The sequence below is a fragment of the Siminovitchia acidinfaciens genome, assembly GCF_003605385.1.
GTDB lineage: Bacteria > Bacillota > Bacilli > Bacillales > Bacillaceae_C > Siminovitchia > Siminovitchia acidinfaciens.
The window spans coordinates 143284-161227 of the sequence record NZ_QYTV02000004.1; the positions used below are offsets into that span (position 1 = coordinate 143284).

Annotated in this window: 14 protein-coding genes; 4 read left to right on the forward strand and 10 right to left on the reverse strand. The window is 40.6% G+C overall.

Features of this window, described 5'->3' with window-relative positions; translation table 11 throughout:
- Window positions 1–7: 7 nt before the first annotated feature.
- Window positions 8–1057 (reverse strand): TRAP transporter substrate-binding protein, encoded by a 1050-nt coding sequence (locus D4T97_RS10695; protein ID WP_206435558.1) that lies wholly within the window; start codon window positions 1055–1057, stop codon window positions 8–10.
- Between the two features lie 739 nt (window positions 1058–1796).
- Window positions 1797–3140: an aminotransferase family protein gene (locus D4T97_RS10700; RefSeq protein ID WP_126050515.1), complete on the reverse strand. Its 1344-nt coding sequence runs from the start codon at window positions 3138–3140 to the stop codon at window positions 1797–1799.
- A 258-nt stretch (window positions 3141–3398) separates the two neighbouring features.
- Between D4T97_RS10700 and D4T97_RS10705 the strand changes: the two genes are divergently transcribed.
- Together D4T97_RS10705 and D4T97_RS10710 are read left to right on the forward strand one after the other, a co-directional pair.
- Window positions 3399–4139 carry an SDR family oxidoreductase gene (locus tag D4T97_RS10705; protein ID WP_126050517.1) on the forward strand — a complete coding sequence of 247 codons (741 nt, stop codon included), beginning with the start codon at window positions 3399–3401 and terminating at the stop codon, window positions 4137–4139.
- Between the two features lie 916 nt (window positions 4140–5055).
- Entirely contained in the window at window positions 5056–5244 is a 189-nt protein-coding gene (locus tag D4T97_RS10710; protein ID WP_164525538.1) for an HNH endonuclease, read from the forward strand.
- A gap of 95 nt (window positions 5245–5339) precedes the next feature.
- Here D4T97_RS10710 and D4T97_RS10715 read toward each other — a convergent pair whose 3' ends face one another.
- The 7 genes from D4T97_RS10715 to D4T97_RS10745 form a co-directional block, all read right to left on the reverse strand.
- Entirely contained in the window at window positions 5340–5522 is a 183-nt protein-coding gene (locus D4T97_RS10715) for a hypothetical protein (RefSeq protein ID WP_164525539.1), read from the reverse strand.
- A gap of 259 nt (window positions 5523–5781) precedes the next feature.
- A complete protein-coding gene (wecB, locus tag D4T97_RS10720; protein ID WP_126050521.1) occupies window positions 5782–6939 on the reverse strand; it encodes a non-hydrolyzing UDP-N-acetylglucosamine 2-epimerase in 1158 nt (385 codons plus the stop codon).
- 87 nt (window positions 6940–7026) lie between these two features.
- Window positions 7027–9732 (reverse strand): glycosyltransferase, encoded by a 2706-nt coding sequence (locus D4T97_RS10725; protein ID WP_126050522.1) that lies wholly within the window; start codon window positions 9730–9732, stop codon window positions 7027–7029.
- Entirely contained in the window at window positions 9725–10507 is a 783-nt protein-coding gene (locus tag D4T97_RS10730) for a class I SAM-dependent methyltransferase (protein ID WP_126050524.1), read from the reverse strand. The genes D4T97_RS10725 and D4T97_RS10730 overlap by 8 nt, the downstream gene beginning before the upstream one ends.
- A gap of 295 nt (window positions 10508–10802) precedes the next feature.
- The gene (locus D4T97_RS10735; RefSeq protein WP_126050526.1) at window positions 10803–12083 is read right to left on the reverse strand and encodes a nucleotide sugar dehydrogenase; all 1281 of its coding nucleotides are present in this window, start codon (window positions 12081–12083) and stop codon (window positions 10803–10805) included.
- A 46-nt stretch (window positions 12084–12129) separates the two neighbouring features.
- Window positions 12130–13422 (reverse strand): glycosyltransferase, encoded by a 1293-nt coding sequence (locus D4T97_RS10740; RefSeq protein WP_126050528.1) that lies wholly within the window; start codon window positions 13420–13422, stop codon window positions 12130–12132.
- Between the two features lie 23 nt (window positions 13423–13445).
- Window positions 13446–14636, reverse strand: coding sequence for a glycosyltransferase family 4 protein (locus D4T97_RS10745; protein ID WP_126050530.1), 1191 nt, complete (start codon window positions 14634–14636; stop codon window positions 13446–13448).
- Between the two features lie 354 nt (window positions 14637–14990).
- Between D4T97_RS10745 and D4T97_RS10750 the strand changes: the two genes are divergently transcribed.
- A complete protein-coding gene (locus D4T97_RS10750) occupies window positions 14991–15197 on the forward strand; it encodes a hypothetical protein (RefSeq protein ID WP_126050532.1) in 207 nt (68 codons plus the stop codon).
- 97 nt (window positions 15198–15294) lie between these two features.
- Here the strand turns inward: D4T97_RS10750 and D4T97_RS10755 are convergent, their stop codons facing one another.
- Window positions 15295–15951 carry a cysteine hydrolase family protein gene (locus D4T97_RS10755; RefSeq protein ID WP_126050534.1) on the reverse strand — a complete coding sequence of 219 codons (657 nt, stop codon included), beginning with the start codon at window positions 15949–15951 and terminating at the stop codon, window positions 15295–15297.
- A gap of 465 nt (window positions 15952–16416) precedes the next feature.
- Here D4T97_RS10755 and D4T97_RS10760 point away from each other — a divergent pair, with 465 nt between their 5' ends.
- Entirely contained in the window at window positions 16417–17634 is a 1218-nt protein-coding gene (locus D4T97_RS10760) for a M14 family zinc carboxypeptidase (RefSeq protein WP_126050536.1), read from the forward strand.
- Window positions 17635–17944: the final 310 nt, after the last annotated feature.

Below are 17944 nucleotides of genomic sequence, written 5' to 3' on the forward strand. Positions count from 1 at the left end.
ATATATGTTATTCCGAATAAGACTTTGCAATATCGATTAGATCTTTGCCAATTTCATCTTCATATTTCTCATAGATTGGCTGAACGGCTTCTTCAAATTTCTCGAGTTCTTTATCAGACAATTCGATTATTTCAACGCCCTCATCAACCATTTTTTTACGGTCTGTTTTTTCTTGCTCAGCAACTAATTGACGGTGCTTTTCACCAACAATATTTCCTGCCTCCATTAAAACTTGCTGAAGGTCTTCAGGCAGGCTGTCATATGTTTCTTTATTAATAAAGGTTACAGCTGGGTGGAAGAAGTGATTTGTAACTGTAAAGTAATCAACTACTTCATAGAAGCTGGAAGACATCACATATGCAGCTGTTGAATCAAGCATGTCATGTGTTCCTTGAGAAAGAGCAGAATATACTTCACCAAAGGCTAGTCCAGATGCATTCGTTCCAAGCGAGTTAAAGATGTCCATGTGCATTTTGTTTTCCATAACTCTCATGCGCATCCCTTTTAAATCATCTACAGACTTAATTGGATCTTTCGCAGAAACCAATTGTTTAAAGCCGGTTGATCCCCAGCCAATTGACACTAATCCCATTTCTTCTAATTTCTTATCCAAAGCGGCACTGAGCTCACCGTCAAGTGCAGCATATGCTTGCTCTTCATTTTTGAAAAGAAATGGCAAGTCAAAAACCATAAAGCTGGAATTCAAGCTACTCATCGCCGGAGCCGAACTCATCGCAATGTCGACATCGCCTTTGATCGCTGCTTCAGCACCATCAGTTTCGGAAGGATAGAGCTGTCCGCAGCAAAACACTTCTAGTTGCAGACGGCCTTCAGACAATTCTTCCACTTTTTCTTTGTATTCCACCGCAACGGCGTGAGTCGGGTGATTTTCTTGAGCCACATGGTAATAGTTTAATTTAATAGGGTCCTCACTAGTTCCGCTTCCTTTACTGCCGCTTGCTGAACTACTGCTTTTGCTAGTGCCGCATGCTGCAATAACCATTGAGGACAATATAAGAAAACCAAAGAAAAGTACACGTTTCAATATTTTGTTCACTTTCATTCTCTCCTCTCAATTTACCCTTATTTCAATTTAAATTTTCAGAAAATAACTACACCGGCTTTAGCCAAGTTGGAAAACTACTCCCAAAAAAGGCCATCTGAATTACTCGAATATATTACCACCTCTTTATTCTCAAACGATAATGGACCAAACCTTTCAATTTTAATGTAGACGTTTTCATATATGGGCAACTTCTTCTTTACAAGACTCAAGCTGTAGTTATTTTATTCTTACATTAGAATAAAACTTGTTCATACCATATAGAATCGCACCATGATAAACCTCGGTATCTTCCAAAATAAGAAGTAAACCCTTACAACTCTACATTACTTACGCGCAACATGTTTTAAAATTACTGAATGAAACATATGTTAATTTCTCCATCCCCCTTTGCTTGTTTATTTATGCAACTTATATGCCAACTTATTCTTCAAATTGTAGCCAAAAGTGGTTAATCCTGCTGCTTCCAATAATTTATGATTACGTTATTTTTTTAATCTTTCTATAATAATCGTGGAAGTTTGGTATTTTTTATCTTATAGTTGGCAAATCCTTTCTAATTAATGCCTTTTTACATGAAATTAATGCTTCTATGCATTACCTTTGGTCCAAAAGGGGTGGTGTTTAGCTAAAAATAACAGTATAAAGTACTGACAAGTGCTTGGATCAAATTAAATAAGCTTCGGAAGTCTCATTTAATGAATACGGACTTTAACGGCCTGACAGGGAGTCCTCATACTGAACATTCTCTGTTCACCGTGCCAATTGCTTCATTTAAAATATTAATCATCTTATTGATCCCATATTTATCGATGATTAATGGAGGTGCAAATATAAGTGTATCTGCCCCTTCATATACTACTCCGCGATGGATGAGCCCTCGTTTTAATGATTCTGAGACAATTTTCGGAGCAAAAGGTTCATTGAATCTTTCATTAGTCTTTTTATCTTTCACGATTTCAATTGCACCCATTAAACCAAGCCCACGAACTTCTCCAATGATTTCATGTTCTTGCTGTAACCATTTAAACCCATCCAGCATTTCTTCACCCATAACTTTAGAATTATTGACCAATCCTTCTCTTTCAATAATTTCTATGTTTTTCAAAGCAATTGCACATGCCGTCGGGTGACCGCTATAGGTATATCCATGCATGAACAAACCATCGGAAAGTTCTATTAAATCGTTGTGTATTTTACTAGAGATAATCACACCGCCCAAGGCTGCATACCCACTTGTAATCCCTTTAGCAACGGACATTAGATCAGGTACAATTCCAAACTGCTCTACTCCAAAATAAGTACCAGTTCTGCCAAACCCTGTTATTACCTCATCTGCAATAAATAGAATATTATACTGTTCACATATAGCTTTTATCTCTTTAAAGTAGTCTTGCGGAGGAAGATGAACTCCACCAGTTCCTTGAATTGGTTCCGAAATAAAAGCTGCAATCGTTTCTGCCCCTTCTTTTTGAATAAATGCTTTAAACTCTTCAAGGTTACTGTCCACATAATAAAAGTCCGGAGCTAACGAGGTGGTAAAATCCCGGAACGGCTTTAATCCTGTAGCGCTCGTTGCTCCCATGGCTACACCATGATAAGACTTTCTGCGCGAGACAATTTTCTTTTTTTCAGGTTTACCTCTTAACTTCCAATAATGACGGACTAGTTTAAATGCTGTGTCATTAGATTCAGATCCGCCTGATGTGAAAAAGGTTGTGTTCAATCCCTCTGGAGTAATTTCCGCTATTTTAGCTGCTAATCGAATGGCCGGTTCATGGCTAAACGTTGCAAATGTTGAACTAAATCCCAGTTTTGAAATCTGTTCCATGGATACCTTCCCTAATTCTTCTCTTCCGTGTCCAATATTCACATTCCAAAGTGAGGAAAGTCCATCAATATATTCTTTACCATCTGTATCTTTTAAGTAAATCCCATTTCCTTCAGTAAAGATAAGGGCAGGTCCCTCCTTCTGTTGTTCCTTAATAGATGACGTTGGGTGCAAAAAGTGCTTTTTGTCTAATTCCACCAAGATTGTCCAGTCAACGTCGGTTGTTGCTGTTAAATTCTCTGACATGTAATTTCCTCCTCCAACATTGATTAAATTTGATACTTGTTTTAATTAAAAGCAACTTTTGTGCCAATTATATAGATTGATATCTTTGGATCTTTTACCTTTTTTGTAACTAGTAATGCAACTATGCATTTTTATAATGTTATAAAAGATTGGGTTCGGGGCTTATTTCACAAAGGAGGGCTTTACTAATGGGCTTGTATTATTTATTGGTATAGTTCTTGCTTCTTTAATAAACAAACAATGAAAGAGGTGCAAACGATGATAGACAAAGTTGCAATCATTACAGGGGCTAGCAGTGGAATTGGCCATGCAACAGCAACAATGCTTGCTAAGAATGGAATTACAGTCATGCTGGCTGCACGCAGAGAGGATAGACTGCAACAGTTAAGAGATGAGATTGTGAATAATGGTGGGAAGGCAAGTTACAAAGTAACCGATGTTACGTCATATGATCAAATGAAAGAGTTAGTAGATAAGACACTACACCATTTTGGTAAAGTTGACGTTTTGATAAACAACGCGGGAATTATGCCTATCTCTTACATGAGAAAATTGAAAGTAGATGATTGGAATCGAATGATCGATGTAAATATCAAAGGAGTATTACATGGTATCGCTGCAGTTCTACCAACTATGCAGGAAAGAAATGAGGGGCACATTATTAACATTTCCTCTGTCGCAGGGTACGAAGTGTATCCACCTCGTGTTTTATATAGTGCTACAAAGCATGCTGTCCGAATTATTACTGAAGGATTGCGTAAAGAACTGCTGCCAGAGGAGAATATCAGAACTACGCTTATTTCACCTGGATCTGTTGACACAGAGCTAGTAGACAGTGTAAAAGATGAAGATGTGCTAAATATGATACGTGAAGAAGGATCATTGGATAGAACCATAAGCAGTGACGACATTGCAAATGCCATACTATATGCCATCCGTCAACCAAGTGCAGTTTCAGTGAATGATATTATTATTAGACCTACAGCTCAAAGAAGATAGAGTATATAAGCAGGAATAGAGCAGAATGAGTTTTTATAAATCTCTTAAAAGCCTCATCAGTCCTATTATCCATACAACATTCCGGTACATATTTATCTTTGAATATATTGTTAAACGTTGTACATCCTTGTTTTATATACATGTTCGGGGATTGTAATAATCCTTGCCTATATCCTCGTGGTTAGGGAGAACAACTGATGCATTACAGTCTCAGTACTGGATGCCTCCCTCATCATACAGAAAAGCCGCTAAGAGAAATCCATAGCGGCTTAGTTATTTTGTGGATAAATATTGGAAAAGTTGGCTCCGCATGTCTTCCTTAACCTTTAGACATCATTGCTTATTTGATGTCTTGGAAGCGGCTCAACATTACTAGTTGTTGTATATAATGCACATTAATAAGGAAAATTGTAAAAAGTGTAATGCTATAACAATTTCTTCATAAAAACACTTATGAATTATAAACTCTTATTGTTCAATTCCTATAATGTTTTGTTTTTCAATGCATTCATTGAAAACCCATAAATGAACCCCCTTCACTTCAACGCACAGAAAAAATCTACCTCTTTATTTTCACGAAGAGGCCATTAAGTGATAGAGCGGTAGAGAAAGAAATCTAAAAAACCGTGTCTACTATATTGACTTAATAAAAAAATACGAGCATCAAATAATCCCCACCTTAAAAACAGGTGGGGATAAGACTATCATTTAGATAAATATTTTCTCTAAATACCCGACAAATCAATAGAAGGGTTGATGACCTAGGCGTCAATTGATCCAGCTTTTTACATTCTCTGTGTCTATGATTGGCAGTTTCTAAGAAATTGTTGGGTAGGCCCAAAGTTTTAAGTTGCTTTTCCTGGCTATCTCAATCACGCTAAACATCAGTGTATTCACCGGAACCCTTCGACCTGGCTTGGCTGATGACCTACGGTTCAGTTCGCAAGACGTAGAAAACTTTCAGTCTGCAGTCACTCCAGAAGGCTATGACTGGCATCACCACGAAGAACCTGGAAAAATGCAGCTCGTAGACGAAGAAACCCATTCAGGTACCGGACATACCGGAGGACGGACCATATGGGGTGGGGGAACGGAAAATCGATAGGGAGCCTGTCACTTTTCGAAATCCCCCGAATTATATCAAAAAGAAACCGCTGTGAGATACCTGCGGTTTCATCTATTGTTCGAAGTGAAGTAAATTTACACTCGTTCAACACTGACCGTTTCTTCAACCTTTTCGATAAAATCCTCTGCAGTCATAACATGAGCAGTGGATCCCCCTAAGACTGTCAAGAAAAACCGGTGAACTTCTGCAGCTGGTACCATTCCGAAACCAATATCTTTATAATCGTATATACCTGTCACATCCGATAGGAAAGCCACTTTATACTCCTGTACGTCGTATCTATCGCCGATCACTCCAGACCAGGTGCGTATTTCTACTGTTTACTTTTACGTATTTGGATATTTATTATCTAGAAAAAAGCCGTTCAACAGCTAAATTACCAATAGCTATTGAACGGCTTTTCGTTGACTTCCTAAAGCTGCTTTGCTCTAGGTCAAACCTTAATCCTACTAGAGAAAATTTAGGATGAACCAAGTTTGCCCCACTCCCTTTTCCAAAGCGTCAGGGTCTGTTCCTTCAACGACCAGAAACTCCTGTAAAAAGAACCCGCCTCTTGTCCGTCTGTTTAAAATAATAGCGAATTGCCTCCACAATCCGGCTTGATGCCTCCCCATCCCCGTACGGATTGACCGCTTTGGCCATTTTTTCATAGGCGGATGGATCGGTTAATAGTTCATTTGCCAATTGATAGATGGTTTCCTCCTGAAGTCCGGTTAATTTTAAAGTCCCCGCTTCGATTCCTTCAGGACGCTCCGTCGTATCCCTTAACACCAGGACAGGGACTCCCAATGACGGGGCTTCTTCTTGTACCCCGCCAGAATCACTGAGTATCAGATAGGCCTTGTTCGCGAAGTTGTGAAAGTCAATCACATCCAGCGGTTCGATTAGATGAATTCTGGGATCGTTCCCCAAGATTTCATTCGCTGTTTCCCGGACAGCAGGGTTCAGGTGAACAGGATAGACCACTTGTATGTCAGGATGATCCTCTGCCAGACGCTTGACGGCACGGAATATATTTCTCATGGGTTCTCCCAGGTTCTCCCGCCGGTGGGCCGTTAACAGAATGAGACGGTCTTCCCCGACTTTTTCAAGCACGGAGTGCGTATATTCATCCCTTACTGTCGTTTTTAGAGCATCGATTGCGGTATTTCCGGTAATAAAAATCGTTTCTTCCTTTTTACCCTCTTCCAGCAAATTATTGGCAGATTGTTGGGTCGGAGAGAAATGAAGGTCGGCAATCACCCCCGTGAGTTGCCGGTTCATTTCTTCCGGAAACGGGGAATATTTATTCCAGGTCCTTAATCCAGCTTCTACATGACCAACCGGAATCTGATTGTAAAAAGCAGCCAGACCGGCCGCAAAAGTGGTCGTTGTATCGCCGTGCACCAGCACTATATCAGGCCGCGTTTTTTTCATAACCTCATCCAAGCCCGTAAGTGCAGCCGTTGTTACCTCTGCAAGAGTTTGCCTGTCCTTCATAATGTTCAAGTCATAGTCCGGCTGAATATCAAATATTTCCAGTACTTGGTCCAACATTTGCCGATGCTGGGCCGTTACGGTCACAATCGTTTCAAATTCATCCGACTGCCTTTCCAATTCCAATATAAGCGGCGCCATCTTGATGGCTTCAGGCCTTGTACCAAAAATGGACATGACTTTGATTTTATTATTCAACGATGATCAGTCCCTTGTTTTATATGTTCCAAATCCGCACAAAAATGAACAGGCTCTTTCAGGGATCATTGAATCCCTCCAAAGCGTTCAGGATACCAATGCCTTTTGATGTTCAAAAACAAACTCATTCAAAATTTTTTCATAATCCTTTTCCATCAGGATCCTTTTAAACTTGGCAAGCTCTTCATCTTCATGAACCATGTGATTCCGGTACAGCGCGAAAATTTTCTCCAGGATTATGACTGATTCGAAGGCATCTTCTTCTCTTACGTTTTTTAATTTGTCCAGGTACCAATTTTTAAAATAATAGTTAAATCGTTTCGCCATGTATTCCTCAAGTAAACCATGCTTTTTGAGGAATTCTTTTCTCGCTTTCTCCAACAGGTAATATTTTTCAAAAAACCGGTTTGTAACGGTGTTCACAGTGGATCCAGAAACAACAGCATAGTAAATGTGTATCGGCAAATCGATCACTTTTGTCCGGCGGGCGTGCAAAAGCAACTCATGAAAGAAGAGGGTATCCTGGCCCGCGGCACCGACGACCATTTGCAGGCCGTGATTTACGATGACCTCTTTCCGCACGATTAAGGCTTGAATGCTCATGGCCTTAAATTGGCTGCTGCTTAAGTAGTGAGGCACATTTACGGAAATGACGCTGCTTCCATTATATTGAATGGCTGTCTGATAATAATTAAACAGCACCTCATCATGAGCCAGCCGGACCATGTTGCCGACAGCCATGTCATAGTGCCCGCCTTGCACTTCTTTATATAAATGAAAATATCCGTCATTAATCGCTTCGTTATCCGGATCGAGATACGCGATATAATCCGCCGTGGCCAACTCGGCGCCTTTATTTCTTGGGCGCGACGCGCTGCCGCTGCCTCCGTCTTCGAAGAAATAGGTTTTTACATTGGCATGTTCATTGGAAATTCTTTTCACGATTCCGGGCGTATACCCGTCCGTCGACCCGTCATCCACCATGACAATTTCCATATCATCAAACAAAGAGCTTCTCTTTAAGCTCAAAAAACATTTGTTTAACAAGTGGTCCCCATTATTGTAAACAGGGACAATCACGGATAACTTATATTCTTTTGTCTGAGTGGCCTTTTCGATTTTTTTGCTATAAAATTCAAATCGGTCGATGCTGTATCCATTTTCGATAGGAACAGGGCCTTCCATTTCTAATAATGCGGATAACCCGAAGGCGTCCTTCCAAAACACGGTTCTGTATTTATCTTTCATTTGATTGACATAGTCATGTTCGATGCCTTCCACTAGCTGATTGCCATCATGATACGCATCCTTCGTTATATAATTACAGTTTGTATACTTAAACCCATTGATCATATCTTCCAGGTAAAACTCTCCGTACTCCTTTTGGGGATCAAAAAAAGCCACAATATCATATTCTTTTAAGGCATCTTCATTCACTTCGTTTTCTGTAAACAGCTTTATATACGGATACGTTTGTTTGTTAAATGCTGAACAAACAGCCTGCGTTTTCTCCTTCACGATCACAGCTGATTTTCTATTCTTCGTTCCAGTCTTAAAGCCGATTTTTTCAAGCATTTCTTCTATTCGATGATAGCTCGTTTCTTTGGACATGACCCTTCGAATGCCCCAAACCTGATGTTGATAAACTTCAGCCTCCGTAAAGTCCTCAAAAATCGATTGAATTTCTTTTTCATCATGAATGGTGAACACATTCGGAAATTGATTGTTTACCCCGATGCTGTAATTGGAAAGCAAATTGTTCCCCAACGCCTGCACTTCATAAATCCGGTTGGCAAACATCGTATTGCTGTATTTCACACTGTTCAGGTTAATGGTCCAATCAAACAGTTTATATAGCTTTTGTAAATATTGATGTTGGATCGAAGGGGAAACATACGGCAAATACTCTTCCGGGAAAAAAAATTGCTCCAATTTTAATTCAAAATTCCGGTCAATAATTTTTAACCCTTTCCCTGCCTCCAATACCCCGTCAAACAGAACTCTCGTCTCTTCCTGGCGATCGGGGTATTTTTCATACCATGAGCCTGCAAATAACACTTCTTTCCTTTTAGGAAATTTTCGCATGCCGATGGGATGATGGTAGGTGGGATTGACGCCGAAACGGAGCAAAAACACATTCTCATTGGCGCAATCTGCTTTATAGCAGTCTATTTTTTCTTCGGCTGTCGTAAAGATATAATCACATTTTTGGGCGATTCCCAGAAAAACATGATAATTTACAGGATCTTCCTTTGAGTAAAAAACGGTTTTCGTTCCTTTAACACGGAAATAGTCGATGATTTTCTGTAAATCTTCCCTGTGCCTTCGGATGTTTGGATTTCCAAGTCCTTTCCATTTTAAGTCGATCCCCTTCCACGTCGATACAACCAAAAGAACATCCAGTTCTTCACGTATCTCTTTGTACCTGTCCCGTTCGATATAGATAAAGTTGGCGACTCCCTGAAAAGAATGAAATAAAAACTCATCACAAATAATGCCGATGTTCGCTTTGATTTTTTCATAGAACCGGCTGCCGTTGCTGTCCGGAATTTGATCCAGCAAAGGTTTGATCTCCTCGAAAAAGTGTTTGTCAGATACCTGATCCCTGTAGGATAAATAGGCTCCTTTATCTTTTATGCTGCCGATCGATGCATCCAGAAAGTCATACTTGCTTTCATAGACAGCACCGTATTGTTCCATCAGCGTTTTCCGGTCTTCGTTGATTTCTTCTCTTATTTTATTTTTTAAATGCATTAATGTGGATAATCTTCGGTCAATCGCTGCTTCATCCACTTGATTTCCCCCCAAAAAGACTTCTGCGTTTCTTCCAATAGTATAAAGCAAATTTTCCAAGCTTCGAGGTGCTGAGTGCTTGATACTTTCGCCACAACTGCTTGTAGGAAATGAGCAGCTTTTCCTCTCTCGAGTAAGCTGCTTCCAAATGTTCCTGCAAGTAAATATTCTTCATGATCCGGTCGATGCTGGCTTGCTTTTCCTGCTGCCATGCCTCTTCCATTGTCATCGGAAGGCTATTCAGATCTAGCTGCAACTGCCATGACCCGGACACTTTTTTAAAAACAGCACCCATCCCATTGTTAAAAAATTGCATCTCCATGATTTGGAGGGATTCCGTTTGCAGCTGATAAACTTCCGTTGCAAAAAAAAGTTCCAATGAACGGCCTGATTCATAGGAAACCGTTATAACAAGGCGGCCATCTTCTTTTAGCAATTCGAAAGCTTTCTCCATTACTTTCTGGGCATCCGTTCCATACTCAAAGATATTCCTTACAATCACCGAGTGAAAGGTCTCGCCTTCAACATCAACTACCATCTGATCGTTGCATCTGCAGTCTGACGGTTCTTCACGGTCCAGCAGCTGATTCACACATTGAACCGATTCTTCGAAGTGATCCACTGCGTTGACTTTTTCTCCTGCCAGGAAAAAGGAATCCAATCCCTTGGCACATCCGATATTTAAAATGGGACCGCCTTTGATTTTTTCATAAATCCATTTTTCGATAGGATTGGTATTCTCCATTTTTTCCATATAATCAAAAGTGTTTTTCACGGTATCAGACTCCCGGGTTTTTCTTACTGTTAAAGGCAGTATAACCTTCCTTAATATAAGACCGAAAAAAGTATCTGCTTTGTCCAGCTTCAGCGCCCAGCGACTAGCAAACTTCGCCCTCCTCCACTACGATAAGTCAACATCGGCTCCTACGTCGCCGTGTTTCCTTTATCTCATTGCGGAGTTCTCCAGTTTGTACGTCGCTAAACGGGCGCTTGTGCTTTTCTATTTATGTCAGAAAAACAGTGCTGCCAGGTGAAAAAACTCCCATCCGACAGCACCGCATGATAAATGATTAACGTGTTTCCACCATGGTTTGCTTTTTGAAGTGGTATAGATTGCCGAAATTGATATATTGGAATGCTTCCGAACGATTTTGAACGACATTTTTAGTGTCAAAAATGCGTTTGGTCGCCATGCCCGATAATTGGAAGAAGTCTAGCTCCTTAAATTCGTCGTGATCCGTTAACACGACAATTAAATCGGAATTTGCCGCCGCTTCCCGGATGTCTTTCGTAACCATTCGGCTGTTGACATGGGGATCATACGCTTTTACACCATATTTCCCCTCGAATTTCAATCTTTCCAGCACTTCCATTGCCGGACTTTTTCTCGTGTCATCCACATTTCCTTTATAGGTTAAGCCGAACAATGTGACAATTCTCCCGTTCACCTTTTGCATTAAAGCGTTGATGTTCTCTACTACAAAGGCCGGCATGGAGGTGTTCACGCTGCGTGCCAATTGAATGATTTTGGCCGTTTCAGGCGCTTTGGAAACAATAAAATAGGGATCTACGGCAAGGCAGTGTCCTCCAACACCGGGACCCGGGTGATGAAGATTCACTCTCGGGTGTTTATTTGCCATTTGAATTACATCCAGGGAATTAATTTCCAATTGGTCGCAGACCTTGGTCAGCTCGTTCGCCAATGCGATATTGACATCACGGAAGGTGTTCTCCATCAACTTGGACATTTCAGCCGTCTTGGCATTCGTCCGGATCATTTCCCCTTTGACAAATGTGGAATAGACCCTTGCGCCGGCTTCGGTGCAAGCCGGTGTGATTCCGCCGATAATCCGATTATTATAAATGAGTTCGTGCATAATTTGGCCTGGAAGCACTCTTTCCGGACAATGAACGAGGAAAATGTCTTCCCCAACAACAAACCCGGCAGCTTCTATGACCGGTTTGATATGATCATCCATGCTTCTGGGGGAAATCGTCGATTCCACAATCACGGTATTTCCTTTTTCCGTGTAAGGAAGGATACGATCCAACGCGTCCAATACATAGGTCAGGTCACATGATTTATAGTGGTCGCGCATGCTGGGAGTCGGAACAGATATTATAAAAGCATCCGCTTTTTCCGGTTTCAGTAAAGCTTTAAAAGTCCCTTTTTCAAGCACCTCAAGCAATGCTTCCTTTAATCCCGGTTCTTCAATGTGGATTTCACCGGAATTCAGCTTGCTGACGACATCTTTTTTCACATCAACTCCAACCACTTCCGCCCCATGCCGGGCAAACATGATAGATGTCGGCAGTCCTATATATCCAAGCCCCATTACACAAACCTTCATTTGAATTCCTCCAATTCTATGATAATAGCGGCAATCATTCATTCGTCTAGTTTGCGATCAAATAGTCATATAGGGATAAAAAGTTTCTTTGCTCCTGCTCCCAATTGTATTTGTGTTTTGCACCTGCACAATTGTTCGCAAGCTTGCGGTATAATGATTTATTTTCCAGCAGCTCGTTGACAGCCATGGCAATCTCTCGCTCACTGTGTGAGTCGATACATAGGCCGACCTGCTCCCCTTCTACAATTCTTTTAATCTCCGGGAAATCACAGGCCACCACAGGGACACCGGCCATCAAGTATTCAAATAATTTATTGGATGATGCTGAATAATGGTTAAAGCAAACATTATTCAGCACCTGAAACCCGAGGTAAGCATTTCTCGTATATTTCGGTAATTCTTTCAGCGGTACTTTGGGTAAAAATTTCACCTTTTCTTCCAAATTCATATCTTTTACCATTTGGATCAGGTCCGGTTTGATCCTGCCGTCACCAATGAGTACAAGCGTCCCTTCCTTGAACAGGGGGGCGGCTTTAATCAGTTTATCCAGTCCCCGGCCTGTTTGGATGCCTCCCTGATACAGCAGAATCTTTTCATCTTCCGGCAATCCCAATTGTTCGTGCAATGGCGCTTTTTCCGCCGATTGTCCGATTTCTTTAAAAGGGTAGTTATGGACCACGTTTGGATAAAAACCGTAAAGGGTTTCGCTGTATTTGGCCCTTGTGTGATTTTCTACGATCATAGCGTTTATCTTTCGAATAAAAAAGCCTTCCATTTTGCCATACAGCGCCGAGTCATAGCCCGTTCTGCTTGTTTGGACTTCGTGGGAATCATACACCAGCTTTTTCTTGCGAAATCTCCATTTTGCACAAATATAGCCTTGCGGAAGGGTATTTAAATCGTTTGAATGATAAATCTCATAATCTTTTTTGAACCCGTGACGGATCATTCTTAAAAAGAGGCTCCCCCTAATCCAGAGCGTCCGGATTTTTTTCTGCATGAGCAGTAATAATAAACCCAACAGAATGATTGTCATGTAAGGCGCATACAACAATAAAACGCCGCCCAAAACCAATAAGGGAATGAGCACAATTTTATCTTCCCTGACGACCCGGATCCCTTTTTGGAGAAGTTCCAAGACAACCGGATATCTTCTCACACGATAGACATGAAAATGAGGGTTTCTTTCCTCAAATCGGGGCAATCCCTTTTCACTCGGGTCGTGGATGCAAATGAGATCCACTTTATATCCATTTGCCGAAAGTGCCGTACACTCTCTCAACACACGGGCATCATTCGTGAAATGATTCCATACAAACATACAAACTTTTTTCTTCATATTTCCATCCCGGCCTTATCCGTTTACTTTTCAATGCAATCGACAAGCGTTTCGATATTTTTCTCCCATATAAAAGATTCTCGGATATATGCTTCGCCATTTCTTGACATTTCCTGGCGCAGTTCTTTGCTTTTTAGTAAATAAATGATTTTATGAAACAGATCGGCTGCCGATCCGTCTTCACTGATCAAACCTACTTTCTCCTTTTCTATCAATGATTTGGAAAATCCCGATACAGAGCCGACGATCGGAACTTTGCAAGCCATATAATCTATCACCTTTCCGGGAAGCACCGTGTCAAACACCTGCTTCTGTTTTAATGTAACGATGGCTACATCCGATTTCCCGATCATGTGTAAACATTTTTTTCGTGTTGTAGGCGATAAAAAGGAGATATTCTTTAATCCATTCTGCTGTGCAAATTCGTAAAAATGATTTTTTTCGACACCGTAGCCGATCACCGTAAGGCCGATGTCATTTTCCGAAAGTTTGACAGCCAGCTCTTTTAACAAGGAAACATCTTGCGCCCGCCCCAAATTCCCTGCATAAATCACTTGATTTTGCGCCTTTTCAGCGGTTTGGCTTGCCATTTCACATTGGCGTGCTGCGTTAGGCAAATACACAATTTTCGCAGAAGCAGGGCCAAACTGTTTTTTTATATACTCTTGAAAACCAAGACTATTAATGATGATAAAGTCGGCTTTTCGGTATAGAATTCTTTCAATCACGTAAAATATTTTCATTATAAAAGGATGATGAAACACTCCCACACCTTTCAATGATTCGGGCCACAAATCTCTTATATCCAAAATAAGCTTGTTTTTAAATTTCCATTTTGCCAATAGCCCCGCAAGAGCCACAAAGATCGGCGGAGACGACACAAAAATCACATCATACTGCTGCCGGTCTTTCAGGATGGTGAGAATCATCCTCCACATCATTTCTAGATAATAAAATAAGCGGCTCACGAAATTCCTGGAATATTTGTGGCTTCTGATCGGGATACGGGTGATATGCCGATCCTTATTTAACTCTTCATCATCCCAAAAAGAAGAATCTTCATAGGTGTTTTTATTCGGATAGGATGGCTCCGTCGTTAGCACTTGAACCAAATAACCCTTGTTTTTGAGGAGTTCATAGATATTTTTCATCCTGTTTGCGGCACTACCAATTTCCGGATAAAAATTTTGAGAAATCAAGAGTACCTTTTTCATCTCTCACTTTCCTTCTCAGTTATTTTACTTTCGAAAGAGTTTCCGGACTGTTGGGCATTTAACCCGTCCTCACGCCAAACCGGCGACGACTGTGCATCTGGGGATGAAATAATCCTCTCGGAATGGCCGAGTATCCCCCAAGATAACGGATGGGAGATCCAAACCGAACACGTACTGCAATACGCGTTTCACTTTATGTATAAGTGTTAATTAAATAGTAGACAAATAATGTTAAATAAATATAAATATTCTGCAAGGATTGGTTAAAGTTTTTGTAAAGGGAAATGTTGGATTTTTAAAGTTTTGTAAAGAAAAGGAAGGTGTAATAAGATTGTGTAAAGAATGAAATGATAGATGAAGATTGACCGAGGCATTAGACTGCCGTTCGCTAAAGTCCCTCAAAATAAAACAGGCGGAGAAAATCCATGTGAACTGCCCCTTCAAGTAGACAGAGGAAATACTGTAGGGGGAGGTATCGCCAAAGGAGTAGTGAATGTAACTTGCAGTGTGGACAGGTACTTGGCATACTTGCGGGAGGACAATATAGGGTGGGGGAACTGAAAATTGATAAGGTGCCTGTGGTTAAGCCCCCAGAATATGTTGAAAAAAACCGCAGCGAGACACCTGCGGTTTCATCCGTTATTTGAATTGAAGTAAGTTACACTCGTTCAACACTGACCGTATCTTCAACTTTTTGGATAAAATCCTCGGCAGTCATAACATGAGCAGTGGATCCCCCTAAGACTGTCAAGAAAACCCGGTGAACTTCTGCAGCTGGTACCATTCCGAAACCAATATCTTTATAATCGTATGTACCTGTCACATCCGATAGGAAAGCCACTTTATAGCCTCTATACATCGCATCTCTCGCTGCGGCAAAACAACAATCCTCCGTTGTCAGACCTACAATCACCACAGTCTCTATTCCTTTACCCCGTAGAATAATATCCAAGTCTGTACCGAAGAAAGCACTGTAACGATGCTTTTTAATCACAGGCTCATTTTCCAACGGAGCGACCTCAGGGTAGATCTCTGCCCCTGGTGTGCCATCGATCAAGCATGCCCCTTCAGCAATCGGCGGATAAATTTCTCCGAACAAGCCGGCATCAGAGCCGTCTCTTCTATGGACATGAGCGGTATAAATTACCGAGATACCCTTACTTCTTGAAAACTCCAGAACTTGTTTCAGCCTAGGCAACATTTCTTGTCCCATAGCTGTCCCCAACGGAGCTCCGGCTGCCACGAAATCATTTTGCATATCTACCACCAATAAAGCTGTTTTCTCTGGATTAATCTGATTAATTTTTAGCCCCAATACTTCCCCCTCCAATTTTTGATTTCTTTATCTCTTCTTATTTAATCAATATAAAAAGCCTAGGTCAATAAGTAACGTGAATCTTCAGTTAATTACGGTGTGCTTATGACTATTGATACCTTCATTTCGGAATACAGGTAACTATGCTAATCACAGTTAAGAATATAAGGGGCAGGACTTGCTGTTTGACAAATTTCTACTGGTGACAATCGCACTTCCTGGCGTGAGCATTAATCCCTGTTTTTAATATGTTTGAAGGGAGAATGAAGTGTTGAGTTGAATATAACTCTTAATATTCCGATTTTAAGGAGGCAGAGTAAAATGATGAAGACTTAAAAAGTGTATTGGGTGTCGCTACTATTAATAAGGGACGAAAAGAATTATTATTGCATGAGGATATATCTTCCAGTTTTGTTGGCTCACCATAGATTTACAGTAAATACTTTTACAAGGAGAGTATTGTAAATGGTGAAAAGGTTATGGAAAGTTATAATATCTGTTATAGTCGTCTCTAATCTTTTTATTTTTACTTCTCATGCGAATACTGAACCAAATGGCCCCTGGGTAACGCCCGAACAAGATGTAAGTCTTCAAAGAATGTACACTCCCGAAGAATTGGAAAAAGAGCTAAAGAATATTGAAGCCAGATCAAAAGGAAGAATGAAACTGGAGGTAGCTGGTGTTACACAAACTGGGTACCCGATTTATGCTGCAAAAATAGGCAATAGTGATCCAAACAAAAAAGGAATCCTCATCCAGTCGTCAATGCATGGAGATGAGGAACTTGGTGTCATTTCCTCAATTGAATTGATTAAAACCTTAGCAACAGGTAATAGCAAAGAAGTTCAGAAGATGCGTGATAACCTTTCAGTATGGGTTGTCCCCATGTTAAATCCTGAAGGAGTTGTTGGGAGTGTTGTAGATGGCAAGCGTAAACCAAGCCGTTATAACAAACAAGTTTGGAAACCGAGTGAGTTCGGTTTAGATGCATCCACGGTCCCACCTTGGTATTATCGAAATCCCGGATTTGACATTAACCGAGATTTTAATCCAGATTTGGATTTTGTATTAAATTCATCAACCGCTCATCTCTTACCAGGACAATCGGTATCAGGATGGAGAGGAAGCGAAGGTTTTTATGCAACTGCGGAATCTCGTGCAATGCGTGATTTATATAAAGCTCTTGAACCAGAGTTATTTATCGACCTTCATCACACATATCCAACCTATACAGTTTCTGAAGATAGCGATGAGATGTCAACTTTGGCTATTTTAAATGTACCTATAGCTGAAGAAGGGTATTATGATGCTAAAGGCACGTTTTGGAAGGTAGATGATGAAGTATTAAATTTATCAAAGCGGGTTGGTTCATTAGTCTATCAAAAGCTGCAAAAAGGAAAATCACATTATGGGAATATCTCTCGGTATGAGGAATTGAATGTACCGGCAATGGCGATATCAACATTCGCCCTAAATGGTACACCAACTATGATCTATGAAATCCGTGGCGGCTCAAACTATGATACAGGACAAAAGGCCAGTGGAATGATGATTAAACAAACATATGAAGGACTCTATGAAACTTTAAAAGGATTTAGTACAGGGGAAGTTTATCAGGCGGATCCAGATGTTTACGATAATATCCCTGTTTTTGGACCAGTAGTTAAGAATCCGCATCATTAAGACTCTTATGTACTGAAGATTCGAACCTAAGTTAGAGAAATTATTTAGTTAGGATCAAGCCTTGCAGAGAGCTGTTTGCAAGGCTTTTCCTATCTTGCATGATAGTATTTTGATATTGTATTCGACATAACTTGACCGTTAACCATCAATTCTTTTTGATTACAAAAAGCAAACGAATACCCATTACGAAATCATATATATTGGGGAAAAAGACTACTTATAGGACGATACCTTAGAATTTATTGGACTTCCCCTTATGAATACTTTACTTGAAAATGTTAGCGGCGGGACAACCAAGCTTTTCATACTC